The sequence below is a fragment of the Methanobrevibacter sp. TMH8 genome (assembly GCF_020148105.1).
Lineage (GTDB): Archaea > Methanobacteriota > Methanobacteria > Methanobacteriales > Methanobacteriaceae > Methanobinarius.
The window spans coordinates 1-20,745 of sequence record NZ_JAHLZE010000011.1; the positions used below are offsets into that span (position 1 = coordinate 1).

The window sequence follows — 20,745 nt, forward strand, 5'->3', positions numbered from 1 at the left end:
TAAGTTTGTTAATATTAGGAGTAAGTCTGTTCGTGTGGGTTCTATTGGTGCTGGTATGAGGAAGTCTTTTGTTGTTTCTTATTATCCTGATAGGGATGGTCATAGGTTTTGTATTGGGGAGTATTTTGTTTTGAATCCTAAGAGGTCTATGGATGAGGTTTCTTATAAGAATAATCGTGTTGTTAAGACTAAAAGAGGTTTAAAAAGAATATAAAAATAGATAATATTAATAATTTATTAATATTATTTATAATATTTTTATAATATTATTTTTTTATTGTGGAGGAATTATTATTTTTTCCTTATTTTTTCAAATATATTATTTTTTTTTCTTATAATTTTTTCTACAATTTTTCATAATTTTTATTAAATTATCGTGGTTTAATAGCTTCCCAAATCAATTTTAAGTTAGTATCTATAATTTTGTCTAATGAATCTCGCGATTGATAAATCCATAAGTATACATATCCTTTTAAAGCACTTTGGATATATATCACGAGTGTTTCAATCTCAATATCCTCTCTTATTTCATTTTTTTTAATAGCTTCTTGGATTAATTTATAGTAAAGATCATATAGCTTATTATTTAATTCATTGATTTTATCCTTTGTTTCTCTATGATGATGAGTAGTACTTATAATGAAGGTGTAATAGTCTTTATAATCAAATTCAGCCAATACTGAAATATGTGGGTAATAAGATTCTTTTTTACCATAATCATTTGTTTTATATTTCATGATAAATCTTATCTTTTCAATAAAAGACCCATCAAAATTTTGCAAATATTTTTCTAATTCATAAAAACCATCTATGATATATATATTTATTATGTGTTCTAAGATTTCTCTTTTATTTTTAAAATGATAATATATTGATCCTGAAGCTAGTCCAGATTCTTCTTGGATTTGTTTCATAGATACATTATCAAACCCTTTTTTTAATGATAAAGCAAATGTCACATCAATTATCTTTTGTTTCTTGTTTATCATAAAATTGTTATATTAATTTTCCACTATTTAAATGTTTATGTAAAAAGCGATTATAAAAGCTTTTTTTAAAGTTTAATGTTATTTTTTGGTTTAATATTCTTTTTTAGTTATAAATATTGATATATTTTTGTTTATACTTTATTTATATTATATAAATAATTTTTAGAAGATTTTATCAGATTTACTGTCTCTGATTTAGTTTGTTATATAAATTAAACATTATCGTTGAATGCCTATTCGGTTTATTGAATGTTCGGTTTTGATAAAATATATATGGCAACTAGATAATATAAAGTGATATATGTAATAATTCGATGTTATTGATTTTATTCAATTATTCATACAGTTATTCATATGTTAATATATTAATCAAAATGCGAAGAATTTGAAGATATTTCATGATTTGAATCAGGTTTTTTTAAATCTGCATTTTAGATATTCATGAATATATAGATTTTTTACTAGTATTTCTATTTTGAGAGAGTATTTTCAAATTTTTTAATTTTTTAATTAATATAATTTTTAATTATATATAATTCACACTAATATACACTAATCTCAACCAATCTTAACTTAAATCTAATTTTTGATAATATCATGAGTAATTTACTCTACTGTGTGATTTTTATCTTAATTAATAATGAATTAATAATGAATTAATGAAAGGAAGGAATGAAAAATGAAAAAAATAAGGAATTTATCAGCTCAATCTTTAGTGTTTAATAAAGTTATATTTCTCATAATCTTATTAACTCTAATTTTTGTTGCTTTTTCAGCAGTTGATGGAGCTGATATTAATATTAGTAACTCTACTTCAGGTGGTTTAAATAGAACTGTTAATCAATCTAACAGTGGAGATAGGATAGTTCTTGATGCTGGAGTCTATACAAATAATGTAACAGATATATATGTATATAATAAAAATCTAACAATTGTTGGAAAAGATTCTAAAAATACAATAATAGATGCTAGAAAACAAGGAAGAATATTCTATATTATAAACTCAGTAACTCTAATTAATCTGACTTTATATAATGGATATGCCGGATCATCTGAAAATGGTGGTGCTATTTTCAATACTGGAAATTTAACTTTGATAAATTGTACATTTAGTAACAATGCAGCTTATCAGGGGGGGGGGGTGCTATCTCTAATTATGGTACTACTCTAACAATCATTGATTCTAATTTTGTTAATAATGTAGCTACTACTGGTCGTGGTGGTGCTATTTATAATGATAATACTGGAATGAACCCTAATAATCGATATCATACTAATGTAACAATTATTAACTCTATATTCACAAATAACATTGCTGAATGGGGTGGTGCTATTTATGATCAAAACTGGATTAATCTTACTATTGAAGGCACTAATTTCACTAATAATTCTGCTATTGTAGCTTCTGGTGGTGCTATCTATATTGGTGGGTCTGATAGAGCACAAATTAATAATTCTAAATTTGAAAATAATATAGCTGTCGGTTCTGGTGGAGCAGTTTCTTTTAATGCAATGTATAGTAATATAACTAACTCTATTTTCATTAATAATTCAGCTAATGTAGCTGGTGCAGTAGATTTTGCTAGTGCACCTGATGGATCCTTAATTTATTGTATTTTTATTAATAATTCTGCTAATAACTATGCAGGTGCTTTAAGAATTTATTCTAATAGAGTATTAGTCAGTGGTTCTAGATTTATTAATAATTCTGCTACTAATTATGGTGGTGCTATCTACAATAATGCGAATAATAATGTAATTATTAATAATTCTGATTTTTCACAAAACAAAGCTAATTATGGAGGGGCTTTCTACAATGCAGGAGATGCAAAAATTACTAGATCTAATTTTATAAGTAATTTAGCTAACTATGGTGGGGGTATTTACAATTCTAATGGAAATTATTTGATTGTTTCTGCTAATACTATGTTTTCTAATATTGCTAATGATTTAGGTAATGAAATTTATAATAATGGTAATATGGGTATTTTAAACTTAAAATATCTTAATAATTCTAATATTATTGTTAACAATAATTCTCAAATAACTTTATATGCGACTTTAACTGATGATATGGGTAATCCTGTCACTGGTCAAACTGTATCATTTTTAATCGATGGCTTAAGTGTTGGATATTCTATTTTTATTGAAGGGGCTGCTGAATTAACTTATTTTGTGAATTTAAACACTGAAAATGCCCTTGTTAATGGTCTTTATTTGGGATCTGGAAACAATATTAATATTTTAAATGGTATGTTAAGAATTACTTCTACATCTGAGGTAGGAGGTAATTTAACCTTAAATCAAACTGAATATTTTGTTAATGATACTATTAAAGGAGTTATTAATGTAATTAACAATGGTCCGAATCATGTTTATAATGTCAATGTCAAAATAAACTTACCAGCTTGGTTTAATATTAATAAAAATGACATAATTGTATCTCAGGGTTATTATGATGATATTACTGGTATCTGGTATATTGGTGATTTGGTTTCTACTGCAAGAGCTATGATGGAATTTACAGGCGAATTTACTCAAAAAGGTCAAGGTATTTTATCTATCGATATATCTGGAGATAATTTTAATAATTCAATGGATTCATTTAATTTTTTAGTTAAAGAAAAAACATTGAACAATGGTACTAATCCCGGTTCAAATAATAATAGTAATAATAGTAATAATGGATCTAATAAAGGTAATGGTTCTGGATCTAATGGAAGTAATTCCGGTAATGGTAATGGTTCTAATCATAAAGAAAATAATCCTCCGGATAAATCTAAAGATCAAGATTTTGATAAAAATAGTTACATTAAAAAAGGTAATGATAATAATAGGAATAATAATTATTTAGTTGTTGAAGCAAATATGAAAAAAACAGGAGTTCCAATAGTAGCTATACTTTTAATATTATTGTCTATTTTAGGTCTTAGTATTAGAAGAAAATAAAATTAAGCTAAAAATTATTTTTAATGAAGGAAATTGTTTTTAAATTCCTTCTAATATTATTTTTTATATTTATTTTAAATTTATATATTTTTTAGACATATTATTTAATATCTACATCTAATGGTAATTTACATTATTTATGATAATTACTTGTTATATGATGAATTTTATTCATGATAAAATAGTTATAATAAATTTATAGATAAAAAAGATTTAATATATAAAAAAATTATAAATTAATATATTTAGTATAATAGAAAATTAAATTATATATTAAAAATATTTTAATTAATATATAAAACTTTTATAAATTTTTATAAAATATTATAAAATATTTAAAATTATTAATTAAATATTAAAAAAATTTTATACAATAGATATACAATATATTTCAAGACATATACAATATATTTAAATAAATAATTATGCACAATATAATTTTATTTTAACTGATTAAAATGATTTGTTTAGGAATTGAAGGAACAGCTGAAAAAACTGGAGTTGGAATAGTTGATAGTGATGGAAATATTCTAGCTAATGTGGGAAATCAGCTATTTCCAAAGGAAGGTGGAATTCATCCAAGAGAAGCTGCTGAACATCATGCTAAATGGATTCCTCAACTAATTCTTCAAGCATGTAATGAAGCTAATATTACATTATCTGACATTGATCTAGTTTCTTTTTCTAAAGGTCCTGGTCTTGGCCCTGGTCTAAGGACAACAGCTACTGCAGCTAGAACATTAGCTCTTTCAATAAAAAAACCTATCATTGGTGTTAATCATTGCATTGGACATATTGAAATTGGAAAACTCGATACTGGAGCTATTGATCCTGTTTCAATGTATGTTAGTGGTGGGAATAGCCAGATAATAGCTTATGAATATGGAAGATACAGAGTATTTGGTGAAACTTTGGATATAGCCATTGGTAATGCATTGGATCAATTTGGAAGAGAAACTGGTCTTGGACATCCTGGAGGGCCAGTTGTAGAGAAATTAGCTAAAATGGGCAGTTATGTAAAATTGCCCTATACTGTTAAAGGAATGGATCTTTCTTTTTCAGGTCTCATGAGTGCAGCTATTCGTAAGTTCAAGGAAGGAATAGCTATTGAAGATATTTGTTATAGTTTCCAAGAAACAGCTTTTTCTATGCTAGTTGAAGTAACTGAAAGGGCTCTTTCCCACACAAAAAAAGATGAAGTTTTATTATGTGGTGGTGTAGCTGCAAATAAGAGGCTAAGAGAAATGCTTGATGATATGGCCATAAGCCATTTTGCTAAGTTTTATATGCCAAAGATGGAGTACTGTGGTGATAATGGAGCTATGATAGCTTGGCTTGGAATACTGATGAATGATAGCTATGGTCCTGATAAAATCGAAAATACTGAAGTCATCCAAAGATTTAGAACTGATGAAGTAGATGTTCCATGGGTAAAACAATCAAACTCTAGGATAAATCTTCCTAATGATATTTTAGCTAAGGGAGCTGAAGCCGATATATTGTTTGGTAAGTGGATAGATGAAGAATCAATTGTCAAAAAAAGAATCCCAAAAGTTTACCGGATAAAAGAAATTGATGATAAATTGAGAAAATCGAGGACTAAAAAAGAAGCTAAGCTACTTTCAGATGCAAAACGAGCTGGTGTCGTTTCTCCTATTTTGTATGATGTTGATTTAAATGAAAAATCAATAGCTATGGAAAAAATTAATGGTGAATTAGCTAAAGATATTTTAGGAAAACTATCTATAGATGATCAAAAGAACCTATCTATAGCTATTGGTCGTAATATAGGGTTAATTCATAAAAATGACATTATTCATGGGGATATAACAGGGTCTAATATAATGATTAGTGATGATAAAGTTATTTTCATTGATTTTGGTTTAGGAAAGTATTCTAATCTTATTGAAGATAAATGTGTTGATTTGCTTGTTTTTAAAAAATCATTACAAAGTATTGATTATAAAATAGCTAATAATATTTTCAATTTGGTTTTAGATGGATATGTTAGTAGCTATGATAATGATAATATTGATAAGGATAAAATAGTTAAAAAGATTAATGAAATTGAATCAAGGGGAAGATATGTTTCTCATTGATTTACAGTAATTTTAGTATCACCTACGATCAATAACTCTTTTTGGCCTACCTTTAACCTTATAAAATTCAAGTTCGCCTTTTTCACAGAAATTAAATAATATTTCTAGTTCATTTTCATAATAACTATAATATTTTTCTTTTAAACTTTTTTTATTTTCTAAAAAAGATTTTAAAAAGTTATTTTCAATAAGTGATTTATCAGTGTTTTCAAGGTCCTTACATTCTAATGAAATACGCAATGTATTTTGAATTTCATCTCCATATATGAATGATTCATATTCTCCAGTTAAGTATTCCATATTCTCTTTTTGAAATACTCCTGCTTCTATATCTACTCTATTAATGGATATTCCGAATAAATTAGCTGTTTCTGTATTTCTAACTGGATTATTAATTTTCATATGTGTTCTCCCACATGCACATTTTTCTCTAGTTATAACAGAACTTGAATCATCAGTGTCATAATTTATAAGTAAAGTTCCAGCTTTTTCACCTTTATTAAGTAAAGTAGTTAATATTATTTTTCCTTCTTTACCATCTTTTAAAAAACAACTATTAGGGTGACTTGAATAGGAATTAGAAGTTTTAACTATTTCATTTTCTATTCGCATATTAGGATCTTCTTCTATGTCAGTGTTGTAAATATCTAAATGAATTAAATCTTCTGGAACATGAATTCCATTTTTTTCGCTACATTCTCCACACATTGTTCCTTCAGTACTTCCATATGTATTAAACACATCTACTCCCCATAATTCTTCAATATATTTTCTAGATTCTTCTGAAAAACTTTCTCCTCCCGCAATTAACCTTTTAATACTAGATTCTTCTGGATTTAATCCATTTTCTTTCATTCTCTTAGCTAGTCTTAAAAATTTAAAGATACTTCCTACAATACTAGTTGGTTTATAGTTTTCTATAATTCGCACTGGGAAAGTACATTTACCTTCTGGAATTGTAGTAATATTCAGTTTTTTTGCAGCTAAACTCATGGAATCTGCACCAATATTCATTCCATATGCAGCACATACAATTAATGAGTCTCCTTTCTTAAATCCTTGAGATTTGTAGGTTCGAGCATACTTTTGAATATATTTCCCCCAATCATCTTTAGTTAAAAAAAAAGATTTAGGATTCCCACTTGTTCCGCTTGTTTCATGAATAGTGATTATATCTTTATCATCTGCAGATTTAAATGAGAAATAATTATTTATAGGAGGTTGATTTTTTTTAATGGTATCTCCAGAGATTATTGGAAGCGCTTTCAAATCTTCATGGGATTGGATTGAATTAATATCTATTTTATTTTTTTCAAACCATTTTTTATAAAATTTTGAGTTTTCATAAGCATATTTAACAGTATATTTAACTTTTTCATCAATTAAAGAATCAAGATCTCCTCTATCCATTGTTTCAATTTCTTTGTTATAATAGGAGGTTTTATTTTTCATGTTATTATTATATAAATAAAAACATATTAATTTTGTCAAATATATGATTAAATTATGCTTATGCACTTGAAATAGTTCTATTTTTTAGTATTGTTTGAAGTATTTTATCTGCTAAATATTTTTTATAATTAATATACAGGTTCATAAAAAATGACATGAACTATTGAAATATTATGCCATAGAATTTGTATTATAATTTCCTTTTTCCATTTAATTTAGCTTCTAATTTGTCATGTTTCTCTTTCACATAGCTATATCCATCTTTGTAAAAAGGGCATTCTTCAATACAATATGTACATCCTTGATTACATCCTAAACATTTGGATTCAATAAAATTTGCCTTATTTTCATCCATATATTCTTTTTGTAGTGCATCTTCAGGACAGGCCTTAATACATTTTCCACATCTTTTACAATAATTATTAATCCATTTATATGTGTTTTCTTTTGAAATTGTTAGGTTTTCAATTGATGTTAGTATTGCTCCTATTTTTTGACAAGGCCCAAATTCTGGAGTGATTAATAAGTGACTTCTGCCTACTGTTCCAATTCCAGATGTTTCTCCTAGTTTTCCAAGGTCTAATAAATTTTGATGAGGATGTGCAACTTGAGTTTCAAAGCCATTTTCTCTAAGATAATCAGAAAGAATATATAAACTTTTTCCAAATTTATCATAAACTAAATCATTCAATTCTTGGGCGAATACACTAGGAGGTTCATTTATAATTTTTTTCCCAATTTTCATAGTGAAAACAATAGCATTTGAATATTTTAGCTTTTTATTTTCTTTCATTTCTTCTTTAGGTATTTTTCCAAAAGCTATAATTCCTATATCTAAACTTTTACTCATCTCTTTGACCTTGTTAAGAGTTTCTAAGTCTATTTCTTTTTTTGGACTTTTTGGATTTTCTACTTTAGAATCATCAGTTACTTCATAATCACAGCAACAAGAACTTATATCTTTTTCATATGGATTATCTTCTTCAGTTTGTTCACAACAACAGCCCATAGTACTTTCATCGACCATGATAGCTATTCTCCTATCTTAATTAGTTTTTCTATATATTCGATTATTTTTTCATCAGACAAACTATAATGAGTCCATTTTCCTTCTTTTTTCCACTTTAAAAACTCAGCTTTTTTTAAAACATTTAAATGGTGGGAAATTGTTGATTGAGGCTTATTTAAAGCAGAATCAATATGACAAGCACATAATTCACCATTTCTTAATAAATATAATATTTTTAATCTTAATGGATCAGAGATAGCTTTAATCATTTCCCCCATATCATATAAATCATCATCTGAAGGGATTTCACTTATTAACTCATCTAAATTTAAATTTTCATATTGTTCAAGACAACTATCATTTTTGCAATTTGACATATAATTTAATTTATATAATTATATATTTAAATATTTCATTATGTCAATATAATATAATAAATTTAAAAAATTTAAAAATTATAAACATAAAAATATATAAAATTTGAAGTTAAAATTTTAGTATATGATAACATTTATTACTGGTAACAATCATAAAGTAGAAGAAGCAGAAAATATTTTTGAAAAATTCAATATTGAATTAGAGCATATTGACTTAGGTTACACAGAACCTCAAGGAACTCTTGAGGATGTAGCTAAAGCTGGTGCAGAATATGCTGCTCAAAAATTAAATAAATCTGTGATTGTTGAAGATGCTGGTTTATTCATCAAAGCTCTTAGTTGGTTTCCTGGAACATATTCATCATATGTTCAAGATACTATTGGAAATCAAGGAATATTAAAGCTTATGAATAATATAAAAAATACTGAAGACCGTTATGCTGAATTCAGGTCGGTCATTGGGTATTGTGCCCCCAATATCGAGCCCAAGATTTTTTTAGGCAAAGTGTCAGGTAGTATTGCGTTTGAAGAAAAAGGTAATGAAGGATTTGCTTTTGATCCAATATTTTATGTTCCAGAAAAGGATAAAACCTTTGGTGAACTAACTACAAATGAAAAAAATCAGTTTTCTCATCGAAGAAATTCATTAGAGCTATTTGTTAATTGGTATAAAACTATAGAAGATAATAAATAGATAATCATTGATAAATTATTTAATTGTATTGTTAAATCAAATTATTAACAATATTTAGATTTATATAATTGTTTGATGTTTATATAATTAGATAATCTAATTTTAAGCTCTAATAATGAACTTTATAATTATATTTCAGATATAATAATATAAAAAAATAATTTGTAATATAATTTATAAAATAATTAAAAACAATTTATAAAAATAATTTATAAAAACAGTTTATAAAAATATTTTATAAAAATAATTTGTAAAATAAATTATCAAAGAAGAAAATAAAAGAGGTAATATAATGGCTAAACCAGAATGGGTTACTTATTCAAATGAAGAAATCGAAGAATTTATATTGAAATTTACTAAAGAAGGAAAATCTCCAAGTGAAATAGGAATTGTTTTAAGAGATCAATATGGTGTTCCTAGTGTAAAAGCTGTTACTGGTGAAAAAATTACAGCTATCTTAAAAAGGAATGAACAAGCTCAAGAATATCCTGAAGATATAATGAACTTGATTAAACGTGCTGTAAATATTAGAGATCACTTAAGAGAGAATCCAAAAGATTTACACACTAAAAGAGGATTAACCATAATTGAATCAAGAATCAGACGTCTTGGTAAATATTATGTAGGAGAAGGAGAATTACCTGAAGGATGGAGATATGACCCACAAGAAGCAGCACTCCTTGTTAAATAGGGCTAATGTTGCCTGTGATGTGATATCTAAACACATCAAAGAAGATCATGTTATAAGGATAATTTCTCATAATGATGCTGATGGACTTTCAGCTGCAGGGATTATAGCTAATGCTATTAAGGAAGAAGGTGGTCAATTTCACACCACAATTCTTTCACGTTTAAGGCCAGAAATTGTAAAAGAACTTTCTAGGGAGAAATATGAACTATTCATATTTTCAGATATGGGAAGTGCATGTTTAAAGCTTATAAACAGATTCAAATCTGATGCTATTATTGCAGATCACCATCAAGTAGATGATATTGACCCAGAAGATCATGTTATCCATGTAAATCCTCATGCTTTTGGAATTGATGGAAGTAAAGATCTCAGTGGTGCAGGTTCTTCTTATTTATCAATTAGAGAATTAGGAGAAGGAGAAAACAATAAGAAACATCTTGCTCCTTTAGCTCTTGTTGGTGCATTTGGAGATATGCAGTGTCAAGATGGTTTTTCTGGTGTTAATGAATTAATTGTAGAGGATGCGAAAGAATTTGGATCTCTTGAGATTCATGAAGACTTAAAAGTAGTTTCCAAGTCTCAAGAACCAATGTATAAATCATTAGCTTATACTTTAAATCCAGCTCTTCCAGGACTTACAGGGGATTTAGAAGGATCTATGGGATTTTTGGAAAAAATAGGAATATCTTATGGAATAAAATTCACAGATCTTGAAAATGAGGAAAAAGACATTTTAAAAGATGAGCTTATAAAATTAAATCCTGAAATTTTTGGAGATGTTTATAGTATTCCTAAAGAGAATCCTGTACTCAGGGATCTTGAGGAATATTCATATATACTTGATGCATGTGGAAAAAACAAAAAAACCGGATTAGGATTATCTATTGTTCTTGGTGAAAGATCAGAAGCGCTTGATGCAGCTTTAAATCTCCAAAAAAAATATAGGGATCAGCTAACTAAAGGAATGGAATGGATTAAAAGAGAAGGTTCTAATCAAATGGATTTTATCCAATATATTTACAGTGAAGATAAAGTTTTAAAAAGTGTAATGGGTACAATTTCAGGTGTAGCTATGGCTTCAAAACTTCTTAAATCTGATAAACCTATTCTTTCAATGGCTAGAATGCATAATGATGTTAAAGTCTCTGGAAGAACAACAAGAGACTTGGTAAATAAAGGTGTTGACCTTGGAAAAGCCCTTCATGACAGTTCATTAAGTTTTGGAGGTCAAGGTGGAGGACACGACATTGCTGCTGGAGCTATGATTCCTTATAAAGAAATGGACAATTTTTTGAATTTAGTTAATGATATGGTTGAACATCAGCTTAATAATTAATTAAATTATTTATCATTGTCACTTTTTATTCTCACTTTTTATTTTTACTTTTTATTTTTATTTCATACTTATTTCAGATTATTTTATTCAATTTTTATATAATTTTCATGATATTTAATTACTTGAATTTACATATAATTTAACATATAATTTATATATTAATAATAAATAGTAATTAGCTAAAAAATCACTATAAACCTAATCTTTAAATTTTAACTATAATTATAAATTATTTATATAAAAAATTTCAAAAAATATATTTTATTAAAATATTTTATAAATATATTATATAAAAATAATTTATAAAAATAAATTTAGAATAATAAATTTAGGTCATTTTATTTATTAAAATTAATAATTCAAGATATTAAGAGGATTAAAATGTATTTAAACAATGAAGAAGAAAAAATGTATCAAGGTGAATATGGAGATACTGTAAGAAAGAGTATGGAAATAATTGTTGCATTAGGAGATATTTATGGTGCAGAAAAACTTGTTGATATTACTTCTGCTCAAATATCTGGTGTTTCCTATAAAACTATTGGTGATGCAGGTCTTGAATATCTTGAAGATTTAGCTAATGATAAAGAAGTTAAAGCTAAAAAAACAACTGCCAAAGTTCCTTCTACTCTTAATCCTGCAGGGACCGATCTTGATAAATGGGAAAAACTAGGATTTCCTCCATTATTTGCAAAAAAACAAAATGATATTGTTGATGCATATGGGTCTCTTGGAATTTCAGAAACTTGTACTTGTACTCCTTATCTTGTTGGAAATGTCCCTAGATTTAAGGACCATGTGGCATGGTCTGAATCTTCTGCTGTTGCTTATGTAAATTCAGTTATTGGTGCAAGAACTAACCGTGAGGGTGGTCCTGGTGCATTAGCTGCAGCTATCTGTGGTAAAACTGCTATGTATGGTTATCATTTAGATGAAAATAGAAAAGCTAATTTATTAGTTGAAGTTGAGGAAGAAATTTCAGATATTGGATATGGTGCCCTTGGTTACATGATAGGTAATGAAGTTGGAGATGGAATTCCTTACTTTATACTAAAAAATAAATCAACAAACACAGAATTAAAATCTCTTGGCGCTGCTTTAGCTTCTTCTGGAGCTGTAGCTTTATATCATATTGAAAATGAAACTCCTGAATTTAATTTAGCTGGAAAAGAAGATTTAATTAAAAACAATAATAAAGTCACAATTACAAATAATGATATTAAAGAAACTTCTGAAAAATTAACAAATTCCTCTAAAAATGAAGCAGATCTTGTATGTTTAGGATGTCCTCATGCATCACTTGAAGAAATTAAAGATATAGCTAATATTGTAGAAAACAAAAAAATTAAGAATGAACTTTGGGTATGTACTTCTATAAATGTCAAAGCTGCTGCTGATAGAATGGGATATACACAAATCATTGAATCTGCAGGTGGCCATATAGTCTGTGATACTTGTATGGTAGTAGCTCCAATCGAAGATATGGGATATGAAATAATTGGTGTAAATTCTGCAAAGGCAGCTAATTATGTGCCAAGTATGTGTGGTCTAGAAGTAATATTTGATAAACCTGAAAATTTGATTAAATTTGATTAAATTTTTAAAATTCGTTTTAATATTTATAATAATTTTATTTATATTATTTTATTATACTATTTTTTTTATCATGCTATTTTTTCAGTATAATATTATTTTCTTATTATAAATATCATTAAAATAATTGATATATCAACTATTAATTTGTTTAAATAAAATAGATTTTAATTTTAAAAAATAAATAAAGAATAAATAAAAATAAATAAAAAAGGGCACAAATGCCCTTGAATTAGGTTATATTATTTTTTTCTATAAACAGATCCGAATATAGCTAATAATACAATTAATATAATTGCTATTGGAGCACCTGTTTTTTGATTTTTTGTATTAATTAAGTTTTTGCTGTTTGATTTTGCACTGACTTGATTTTTCTTGTTTGATTCTTCACTAGTTGAATTATTATCATTTGGTTCTGTATTGTTAGTGTTGTTATTGTTTTCATCGTTATTATTTGTTTCATAAGCTTTTGTATTTGTGATGCTTATGAATCCTTCGTGTGTGTCGTTACCTGCGTGTGATGCTTGGATTTTGATATTGTTTGTGTGTGTAGGAGTATACGTTAAATTCCATTCTCCTAGGTTGTTTGTTGTTACTATGTAAGTATTTCCTTCAATGGTGATATTAAGTTGAGTATTAGTTAATGGGTTTCCAAATTCATCTTTTGCAATACCTGTAATGGTAATAGGTTTCCCTACCTCATCATTTGGAGCATTAACAGTAGAATTCATTATTATTTTTAAAGCTTTTGTATTTACAATGCTTGTGAATCCTTCGTGTGTGTCGTTGCCTGTGTGTGATGCTTGGATTTCGATGTTGTTTGTGTGTGTGGGAGTGTATGTTAAGTTCCATTCTCCTAGGTTGTTTGTTGTTACTGTGTAAGTATTTCCTTCAATGGTGATATTAAGTTGAGTATTAGCTAATGGGTTTCCATGTTCATCTTTTGCAATACCTGTTATGATGATAGGTTTCCCTACTTTATCATTTGGAGCATTAACAGTAGAATTCATTCTTATTTTACCAATTTCTAATAAACCTTCTTTAATATTTATTGGATAAGTTCCAGCACCTTCATAAAAGCCATTAACACTTAATAAACCACTTGATAATCCATTAAAAGTATATGTTAAATTAGCATACCCTTCAATTGATTCTAAAGAACCAATTAATGTTCCATTTATATAAAAACTTATATTTTGGCCTGTAATAGTATTGCCCATGTCATCAGTTAAGGTAGCGTATATATTTATTGTAGAATCGTTGTTAATTCTTATTGTGGAATTATTTATGTATGTTAAATTTAAGACTCCCATACTTCCATCATTGTATATTTCGTTACCTAATGTTGTTGCGGTATTATTATTCATGGTATTGCCAGTTACAAACATACTACCTTCATTATAAATACCTCCAGCATAAATTGCACTGTTATTAGTAAAACTAGAACTAGAAACAGTTGTATTATCGCCAGAGTTATAGATAGATCCTCCAGTATTAGCTGCTTTGTTGTTTGTAAATTCAGAACTAATTATAGTTACATTAGTACCGGTATTATAGATACTTCCTCCGTAACTTCCATTATTGTTAATAAAGTTAGAATCAGACACATTTATCCCATTACCAGTATTAACTATAGCACCACCTACTTCTGCACTGTTGTTATTGAAATTAGCTGTGATTTTTGTATCATTACCAGTATTATAAATAGCACCACCATAGTCAGTTGCACTATTATTAGTGAATATGGAATCTGATACACTTAAATTATTGCCTGTATTATAAATACCGCCACCACGAGCTATTGCATTGTTTTTAGTGAAATTAGAACCGCGTATGGTCATGTTATAACCAGTATTGTAGATAGCACCACCATTATAAACAGTCGCTTGATTGTTTATGAAATTAGCTGATACAATCATATTAGCACCAGTATTAGATATAGCACCACCAAAGTCACCTGTGTTATTAGTGAAATTAGAAACATACACAGCTGTATTATTGCCTGTATTATGGATAGCTCCACCAAGATATGCTTTGTTTTCACTGAATTTAGAATCAGTCACAGTCATATTATTGCCGGTATTATAAATTGCACCACCATAATAATCTAGAATCTTATTATTGATGAAATTAGAACTAGATATATTCATATCAAGACCACTATTAAAAATAGCACCACCAAATTCTGTAGCATTATTATTTGTGAAATTAGAACTCTTTATAGTCATATTATTCGCTTTATTATTATAGATAGCACCACCATCACCATCAAGAGCTTTATTATCAGTGAAGTTAGAGTTTGCTATGGTTAGATTAATACCATAGTTATAGATTCCACCACCTATATTCGCACTGTTGTTAGTGAAGTCAGAGTTTGATATGCTTAAATTACTGCTGGTACTATATGTAAATATAGCACCACCTCTAGCTGCAGCATTGTTGTTAGTGAAACTAGAGTTTGATATAGTTAGATTTTTACCCATATCTATGATAGCACCACCAAAATCACCTGTGTTATCAGTGAAATTAGAATTCCTTATGGTTGTATTAATACTACCTGTAATGTAGATAGCACCTCCTCCATTAGGATTGTTAATATTGTCTGTAAAGTTAGTAACTCGGTTACCAGTAAAATTACATCCGTTTATAATTGAATTATTACTTGCAAAGATATGAATAGCGCCTCCCTCATACATTGCACTATTATTAGTGAAATTACAATCTAGTGCATATAAATTACCATTACTTACTAAGATTGCACCACCTAAACCTTCAGCAGTATTATTAATAAAATTAGAACGAATCACAGATAAATTAAAATAACCATCAATAGCACCACCACTAACAGCACCATATATAGATTGACGTGCAGTATTATTAGTGAAGTTAGAGTCTGTTATATTAATATTGGCATGACCATTTGATACTCTAATTGCACCACCAGTATAACCAGTATTGTTAGAAAATACACAATTTTTAATTGTTATGTTGGGATTACCACCATCACTCTGGATAGCACCACCACCATCAACAGTATTAGAATTAGCAAGTCCATTGATGAATGTTATATTGATGAATGTTATATTATAATCATCATTTATAAGGAATATTTTACTGAGACCTCTTGCATCTATTATAATCTTATCAGCAGACCCATTTCCTTTGATTATTATATTTTTATTGATATAGATATTAGTATCTTGATTTGTTTTATTGTAGGTTCCTGGGTTTAAAGTCAGAGTTCCTCTGTCTTCAGTATCTGCAATACCTTGTGCAATTCCCCCGGTACTTGTAGAATTAATAGTTTGATTAGCTGCATTTATAGCTGATAAACTGCAAAATAATAAGATTGCAATGCTCATTAAAATTATAATGTGTGAATATCTTCTTTTTTCGCTTTTTTTATTTTGCATTAATTTTCACCCCCCGGTTAATTAATTTTTAAAATAAATATGTGATAAAGTAGAAATAGTGTATTTAATCATTATAATTAATTATTATAAAATAATAACTATTACTTTTAAACTTGTATCTTTTATTTAGTGATTAATAAATATAGTATACTAATCTAATCTTTATTTATAGAATTATAGGTTTTCTAAAAAAGACCCTGATTAATATCAAAAAAGCTTTCATTTATTATTATAATTCATTGAATAATTTAATAAAATCTTTTTTGGTCTTTTTATTAATCAGAACAAAATTATTGTTTTAATAATTTTGTCCTTATTAATAATAGGACAATATAGAAATAATTTTTAGTAAAAAGTATTAATTAGTAGAATAATTTTTATTTATTTTTAAACCCCCTCTTTCTTGTAGATCATGTTTCAAATAAATTTTGATAGAAAAAGTAAATATTTCCATGTTAATACAAAGCAATGGCTGACAGTATTAAGTTTTAAGTTAAAATAGCTAAATATAATCAAGTTTTAAGTTAAAATTTTTTAACTTGTATAATATTTTGAAATATTTATAGATTTAACATTGTATTAACTTACATATAAATTTATTGTTCGGATAATAGTAAATAGTTGTAATATTATTAGATAAAATAAAATTTTTTAAGGATAATTTTTATTTTTATCCTTACTTTTTTTTTAAAATTGATAAATTGATTGTAATTTTTTGCTTTCATTAACCTTGATATTAATTTTAAAATATTTTTTTATTTATAAATATTAAAAAACTTAAAAATTCAAAAATAATTTATGTAGATCTAATTTCAATTAAAAAAGAAATTTATCAATTTAAAAAAAAGTAAAGGTAAAAATTGAAAAAATAGATTAATAGCTATATAAAAACTATATTAAATTTAGATTAAAGTAGTGACAACTATTTATTTAATTAATGTGCTGTTAAATATTTGGGATTTTTAATAATATGCTCTTTACCACATACTAAACAGAAATCAGCATCACATTTAGTACAAACCCACATACCTTCTGGAGATGTAGTACCATCTTCATAAATCATACATCCATATTTTTTACAGTATGGGCAATAGTTTTTGAAACTAGAAGAATGATATAAATAGTCTCCATATTTTCCACAACTACATTTTCCAGTACTTATTAAATAATCATGATTGTATTTTACTTCGGTTGGACCACAAGAATATTTTGCTTTAATGATAGTAAAATTTTTATTATCATTATTATCTGAAGGCAATATATTAAAATTTTGATGCTTTGTATATGTTGGAATTACTTTATTGATCTTATTATTTTTTGCAATGTTTAATGTTAATGAACTAGGTAATTTGTTTTTATGATAATGGCTCCAATATAATATCTTATTGAATCCATAAACAGCAGTTTGATATTGAATCTTTCCAATTTTAGTTGTAACATAATTTGGAACTCTATTGTTTTTGTCAATATACTTTATTATGTTTTTTGCATAAGTATAAAATTGCTTAGTTGTAAGTTTTCCTTTTATCTTTGTCCCCATTGGGGTTTTAGGATTTTTGACATCATATTTTATTATAATATCAGTATTTTTCTTGTTGTATTTGTAATAAATAAGTTTATTTAATAAATATGTATATTCTGGTATAGAAAAGTTATATCCTCCAATATTAACTTTATTTGGAAGTTTTTTATACTTAGTGACATAGTTATTTATATAAATAGAAGCTTTTAAAATTTGGACTTGAGTTAATTTTTTAGGTTTAATCTTTCCATTTGTGGGATTATTTTGATTATTAGAATTATTTTCACTATTAATACCAACTGTAGATTTAGTTTTATTAGTTGTATCATTACTAATTGTAGAATTAGTATTTGTAGCTGTATTAGAACCATTAAAAGAATTAGTATCATTAATAGATTCATTAGATGTAGCTGCCTTTACTACAACTATATTATTTTGTTTAGCTGATTTTTCATTAGCTACTTGATTAATATTTAAATTTTCAGCAATAACTGGAGAAGTAGCTATTGAAATTAGGATAAATATAGCCATAATATAGTAAATAGGCTTTTTATATTTCATAAAAGTTCCGCCTCAATAAAAAATTCATTATTTTAAATTAATTAATATATTTCATAAATTTAGTGTAAATTTATTTTGTAAAAGTTGAAGATTCTAAAACTATTAAAACTTTTAAAATTTTTAAATTTTTTAAATTTTTTAAATCTTTTAAAACTATTAAAAGTTTTTAAATCTTAAATTCTTTAAATTCTTAAAAAAAAATTATTAAAAAAAGAGCTATTATTTATATTAAAACTTTTATAATAAAAAATATTTTTAGAATTAATTATATTTTAATTATATTAATTATTTTTATTAATTTTCAATTGAATTTATTTTATTTATTATAAATTTTATTTAATTATATGTAATTTTTATCATAATAGATAATTTCTATCTTATATTCTATTTTATATTCTAATTTATATTGTTCATTTAGTATATTATATTTTAATATAATATTATAAAATATTATAAAATATTAATAAATTATCATTGTCTTTTGTTTGCATTCCATATTTATATTTCAATCTTATATAAATGTTTTCTTTTAATTTTCTTTAAAAACTTTTTTTAGAGCTTATTTTTTAAAATAAAGCTTCTATAGAAGAGATTTATTTTTCATTAAATAGTCCTACATTTATATTTTTTAATATTCTTGGGCTAGTGATAAGGATAGGTATTTCCATGTTATACTTTTAAATTAAATTTATTTTTAATTAGCTTTTGTTCCTTAAATTTTATTAATTATCAATTAAAAGTCTTTATTTATTAATTAAATTGAATAAAATAGATTAAAATTTTAATACTTTAGATTATAACCAATAATACATATTACTTTTCATTTGCTCCCAAAAATTAATATTATATAAAAATATAATATAATATTAATGAACACTTTAAAAAAAATGCAAGTTTTAAGTGATTCTGCACAATTTGATGTTTGTGATTATGTAAATCATTATAAAAAATCTGATGTCAATCTTCCTGGAATTTATAATGCAACAGGGCCTGATGGATGTAAAATTCCTCTTTTTAAAACATTAATGACAAACAAATGTGTTAATGATTGTAAATACTGTATAAATCAATCAAAAAGAAATTTCACTAGGCTTGAATTGAGTCCTGATGAGTTAGCTAGGGCATTTCTTAATTATTATGGTAATGGATATGTAGAAGGTTTATTTTTAAGTTCAGGCATTGCAAAAAATATTGATAATACTATGGAAAATATGCTTGAAGTAGTTAACATACTCAGAAAAAACTATGGTTATGATGATTACATTCATTTTAAGGTTATTCCTGGTGCTAGTAAGGATTCGATTAAAAGAGCTATGTCTTTAGCTAATAGGGTAAGTTTAAATATTGAATCTGCAACTCCAAATGGATTATCAGATATTTCATCCACTAAAGATTATAATAAAGATATTTTAAAAAGAATTAGCTGGATAAATTCAATATCTAAAAAGAAAAACTCAATCATGTGCTCTAGCTCTACAACACAAATGATTGTTGGAGCAAATGATGAAACAGATCTAGAAGTATTATCTAGGATAAAATCACTATATAAAAAATATGATCTATCTAGAAGTTATTTTAGTGCATTTTCTCCTGTTGAAGGAACTGATCTTGAAAGAAAAGAAGAATGTAATAAAGATAGAACTTCAAAGTTATATAATGCCGATGCATTATTAAATACTTATAAATTTGATTTAGATGAGCTTGTTTTTGAAGAAAATAATCATTTATCTCTTATAGAAGATCCTAAATATTCAGCTGCATTAAAACGAGATATTTTTCCATTAGAAATTAATTCGGCCCCATTTTATGAATTAATCCGAGTCCCTGGAATTGGAACAATTTCAGCTAAAAGAATCATGGCTATCAGAAAGAAAAAACCATTTAAAAAGCTAGAAGAACTAAAAAAATTAGGGGTTGTTGTAGATAGAGCTGAACCCTTTATAAAATTAGATGGAAATTATCAAATAGGTTTATATAGCTATTGATTTGTTATTAAATATATTTTATTTAGTATATTTATCTTGTATTAATTATTTATAATCATTTATAATTATTTATAT

The 20,745-nt window shown here is 26.1% G+C and carries 15 protein-coding genes; 9 read left to right on the top strand and 6 right to left on the bottom strand.

Features of this window, described 5'->3' with window-relative positions; translation table 11 throughout:
* On the top strand, positions 1-214 hold a 214-nt coding region (locus tag KQY27_RS02215; protein ID WP_224424944.1), incomplete at its 5' end, for a hypothetical protein.
* 157 nt (positions 215-371) lie between these two features.
* Here KQY27_RS02215 and KQY27_RS02220 read toward each other — a convergent pair.
* Entirely contained in the window at positions 372-989 is a 618-nt protein-coding gene (locus KQY27_RS02220) for a TetR/AcrR family transcriptional regulator (RefSeq protein WP_224424945.1), read from the bottom strand.
* A 679-nt stretch (positions 990-1,668) separates the two neighbouring features.
* Here KQY27_RS02220 and KQY27_RS02225 point away from each other — a divergent pair.
* The 3 genes from KQY27_RS02225 (at position 1,669) to KQY27_RS02235 (ending at position 6,037) form a co-directional block, all read left to right on the top strand.
* Positions 1,669-2,160, top strand: coding sequence for a hypothetical protein (locus tag KQY27_RS02225; RefSeq protein WP_224424946.1), 492 nt, complete (start codon positions 1,669-1,671; stop codon positions 2,158-2,160).
* A gap of 77 nt (positions 2,161-2,237) precedes the next feature.
* Positions 2,238-3,938, top strand: coding sequence for a DUF11 domain-containing protein (locus KQY27_RS02230; protein WP_224424947.1), 1,701 nt, complete (start codon positions 2,238-2,240; stop codon positions 3,936-3,938).
* A 449-nt stretch (positions 3,939-4,387) separates the two neighbouring features.
* On the top strand, positions 4,388-6,037 hold the full coding sequence (locus KQY27_RS02235) for a bifunctional N(6)-L-threonylcarbamoyladenine synthase/serine/threonine protein kinase (protein ID WP_224424985.1): 1,650 nt from the start codon (positions 4,388-4,390) through the stop codon (positions 6,035-6,037).
* Between the two features lie 18 nt (positions 6,038-6,055).
* Here KQY27_RS02235 and ftsA read toward each other — a convergent pair whose 3' ends face one another.
* From ftsA to KQY27_RS02250, 3 genes are all read right to left on the bottom strand, one after another.
* Entirely contained in the window at positions 6,056-7,489 is a 1,434-nt protein-coding gene (gene ftsA / locus KQY27_RS02240) for a coenzyme F390 synthetase (protein ID WP_224424948.1), read from the bottom strand.
* A 190-nt stretch (positions 7,490-7,679) separates the two neighbouring features.
* Positions 7,680-8,516 carry a 4Fe-4S dicluster domain-containing protein gene (locus KQY27_RS02245; RefSeq protein WP_224424949.1) on the bottom strand — a complete coding sequence of 279 codons (837 nt, stop codon included), beginning with the start codon at positions 8,514-8,516 and terminating at the stop codon, positions 7,680-7,682.
* A gap of 5 nt (positions 8,517-8,521) precedes the next feature.
* Entirely contained in the window at positions 8,522-8,875 is a 354-nt protein-coding gene (locus tag KQY27_RS02250) for a metalloregulator ArsR/SmtB family transcription factor (protein WP_224424950.1), read from the bottom strand.
* A 124-nt stretch (positions 8,876-8,999) separates the two neighbouring features.
* Here KQY27_RS02250 and KQY27_RS02255 point away from each other — a divergent pair, with 124 nt between their 5' ends.
* From KQY27_RS02255 to KQY27_RS02270, 4 genes are all read left to right on the top strand, one after another.
* Positions 9,000-9,569 carry an XTP/dITP diphosphatase gene (locus tag KQY27_RS02255; RefSeq protein ID WP_224424951.1) on the top strand — a complete coding sequence of 190 codons (570 nt, stop codon included), beginning with the start codon at positions 9,000-9,002 and terminating at the stop codon, positions 9,567-9,569.
* A 292-nt stretch (positions 9,570-9,861) separates the two neighbouring features.
* Complete coding sequence (locus tag KQY27_RS02260; protein WP_255596596.1) at positions 9,862-10,260, top strand: 30S ribosomal protein S15; 399 nt, start codon at positions 9,862-9,864, stop codon at positions 10,258-10,260.
* Positions 10,250-11,596 carry a DHH family phosphoesterase gene (locus tag KQY27_RS02265; RefSeq protein ID WP_224424987.1) on the top strand — a complete coding sequence of 449 codons (1,347 nt, stop codon included), beginning with the start codon at positions 10,250-10,252 and terminating at the stop codon, positions 11,594-11,596. The genes KQY27_RS02260 and KQY27_RS02265 overlap by 11 nt, the downstream gene beginning before the upstream one ends.
* A 381-nt stretch (positions 11,597-11,977) precedes the next feature.
* Positions 11,978-13,192: an aconitase X catalytic domain-containing protein gene (locus KQY27_RS02270; protein WP_224424952.1), complete on the top strand. Its 1,215-nt coding sequence runs from the start codon at positions 11,978-11,980 to the stop codon at positions 13,190-13,192.
* A gap of 239 nt (positions 13,193-13,431) precedes the next feature.
* Here KQY27_RS02270 and KQY27_RS02275 read toward each other — a convergent pair whose 3' ends face one another.
* Entirely contained in the window at positions 13,432-16,602 is a 3,171-nt protein-coding gene (locus tag KQY27_RS02275) for a right-handed parallel beta-helix repeat-containing protein (RefSeq protein ID WP_224424953.1), read from the bottom strand.
* 934 nt (positions 16,603-17,536) lie between these two features.
* Positions 17,537-18,685 (bottom strand): hypothetical protein, encoded by a 1,149-nt coding sequence (locus KQY27_RS02280; protein ID WP_224424954.1) that lies wholly within the window; start codon positions 18,683-18,685, stop codon positions 17,537-17,539.
* Between the two features lie 869 nt (positions 18,686-19,554).
* Between KQY27_RS02280 and KQY27_RS02285 the strand changes: the two genes are divergently transcribed.
* Entirely contained in the window at positions 19,555-20,670 is a 1,116-nt protein-coding gene (locus KQY27_RS02285) for a radical SAM protein (RefSeq protein ID WP_224424955.1), read from the top strand.
* The last annotated feature ends 75 nt before the right edge of the window (positions 20,671-20,745 follow it).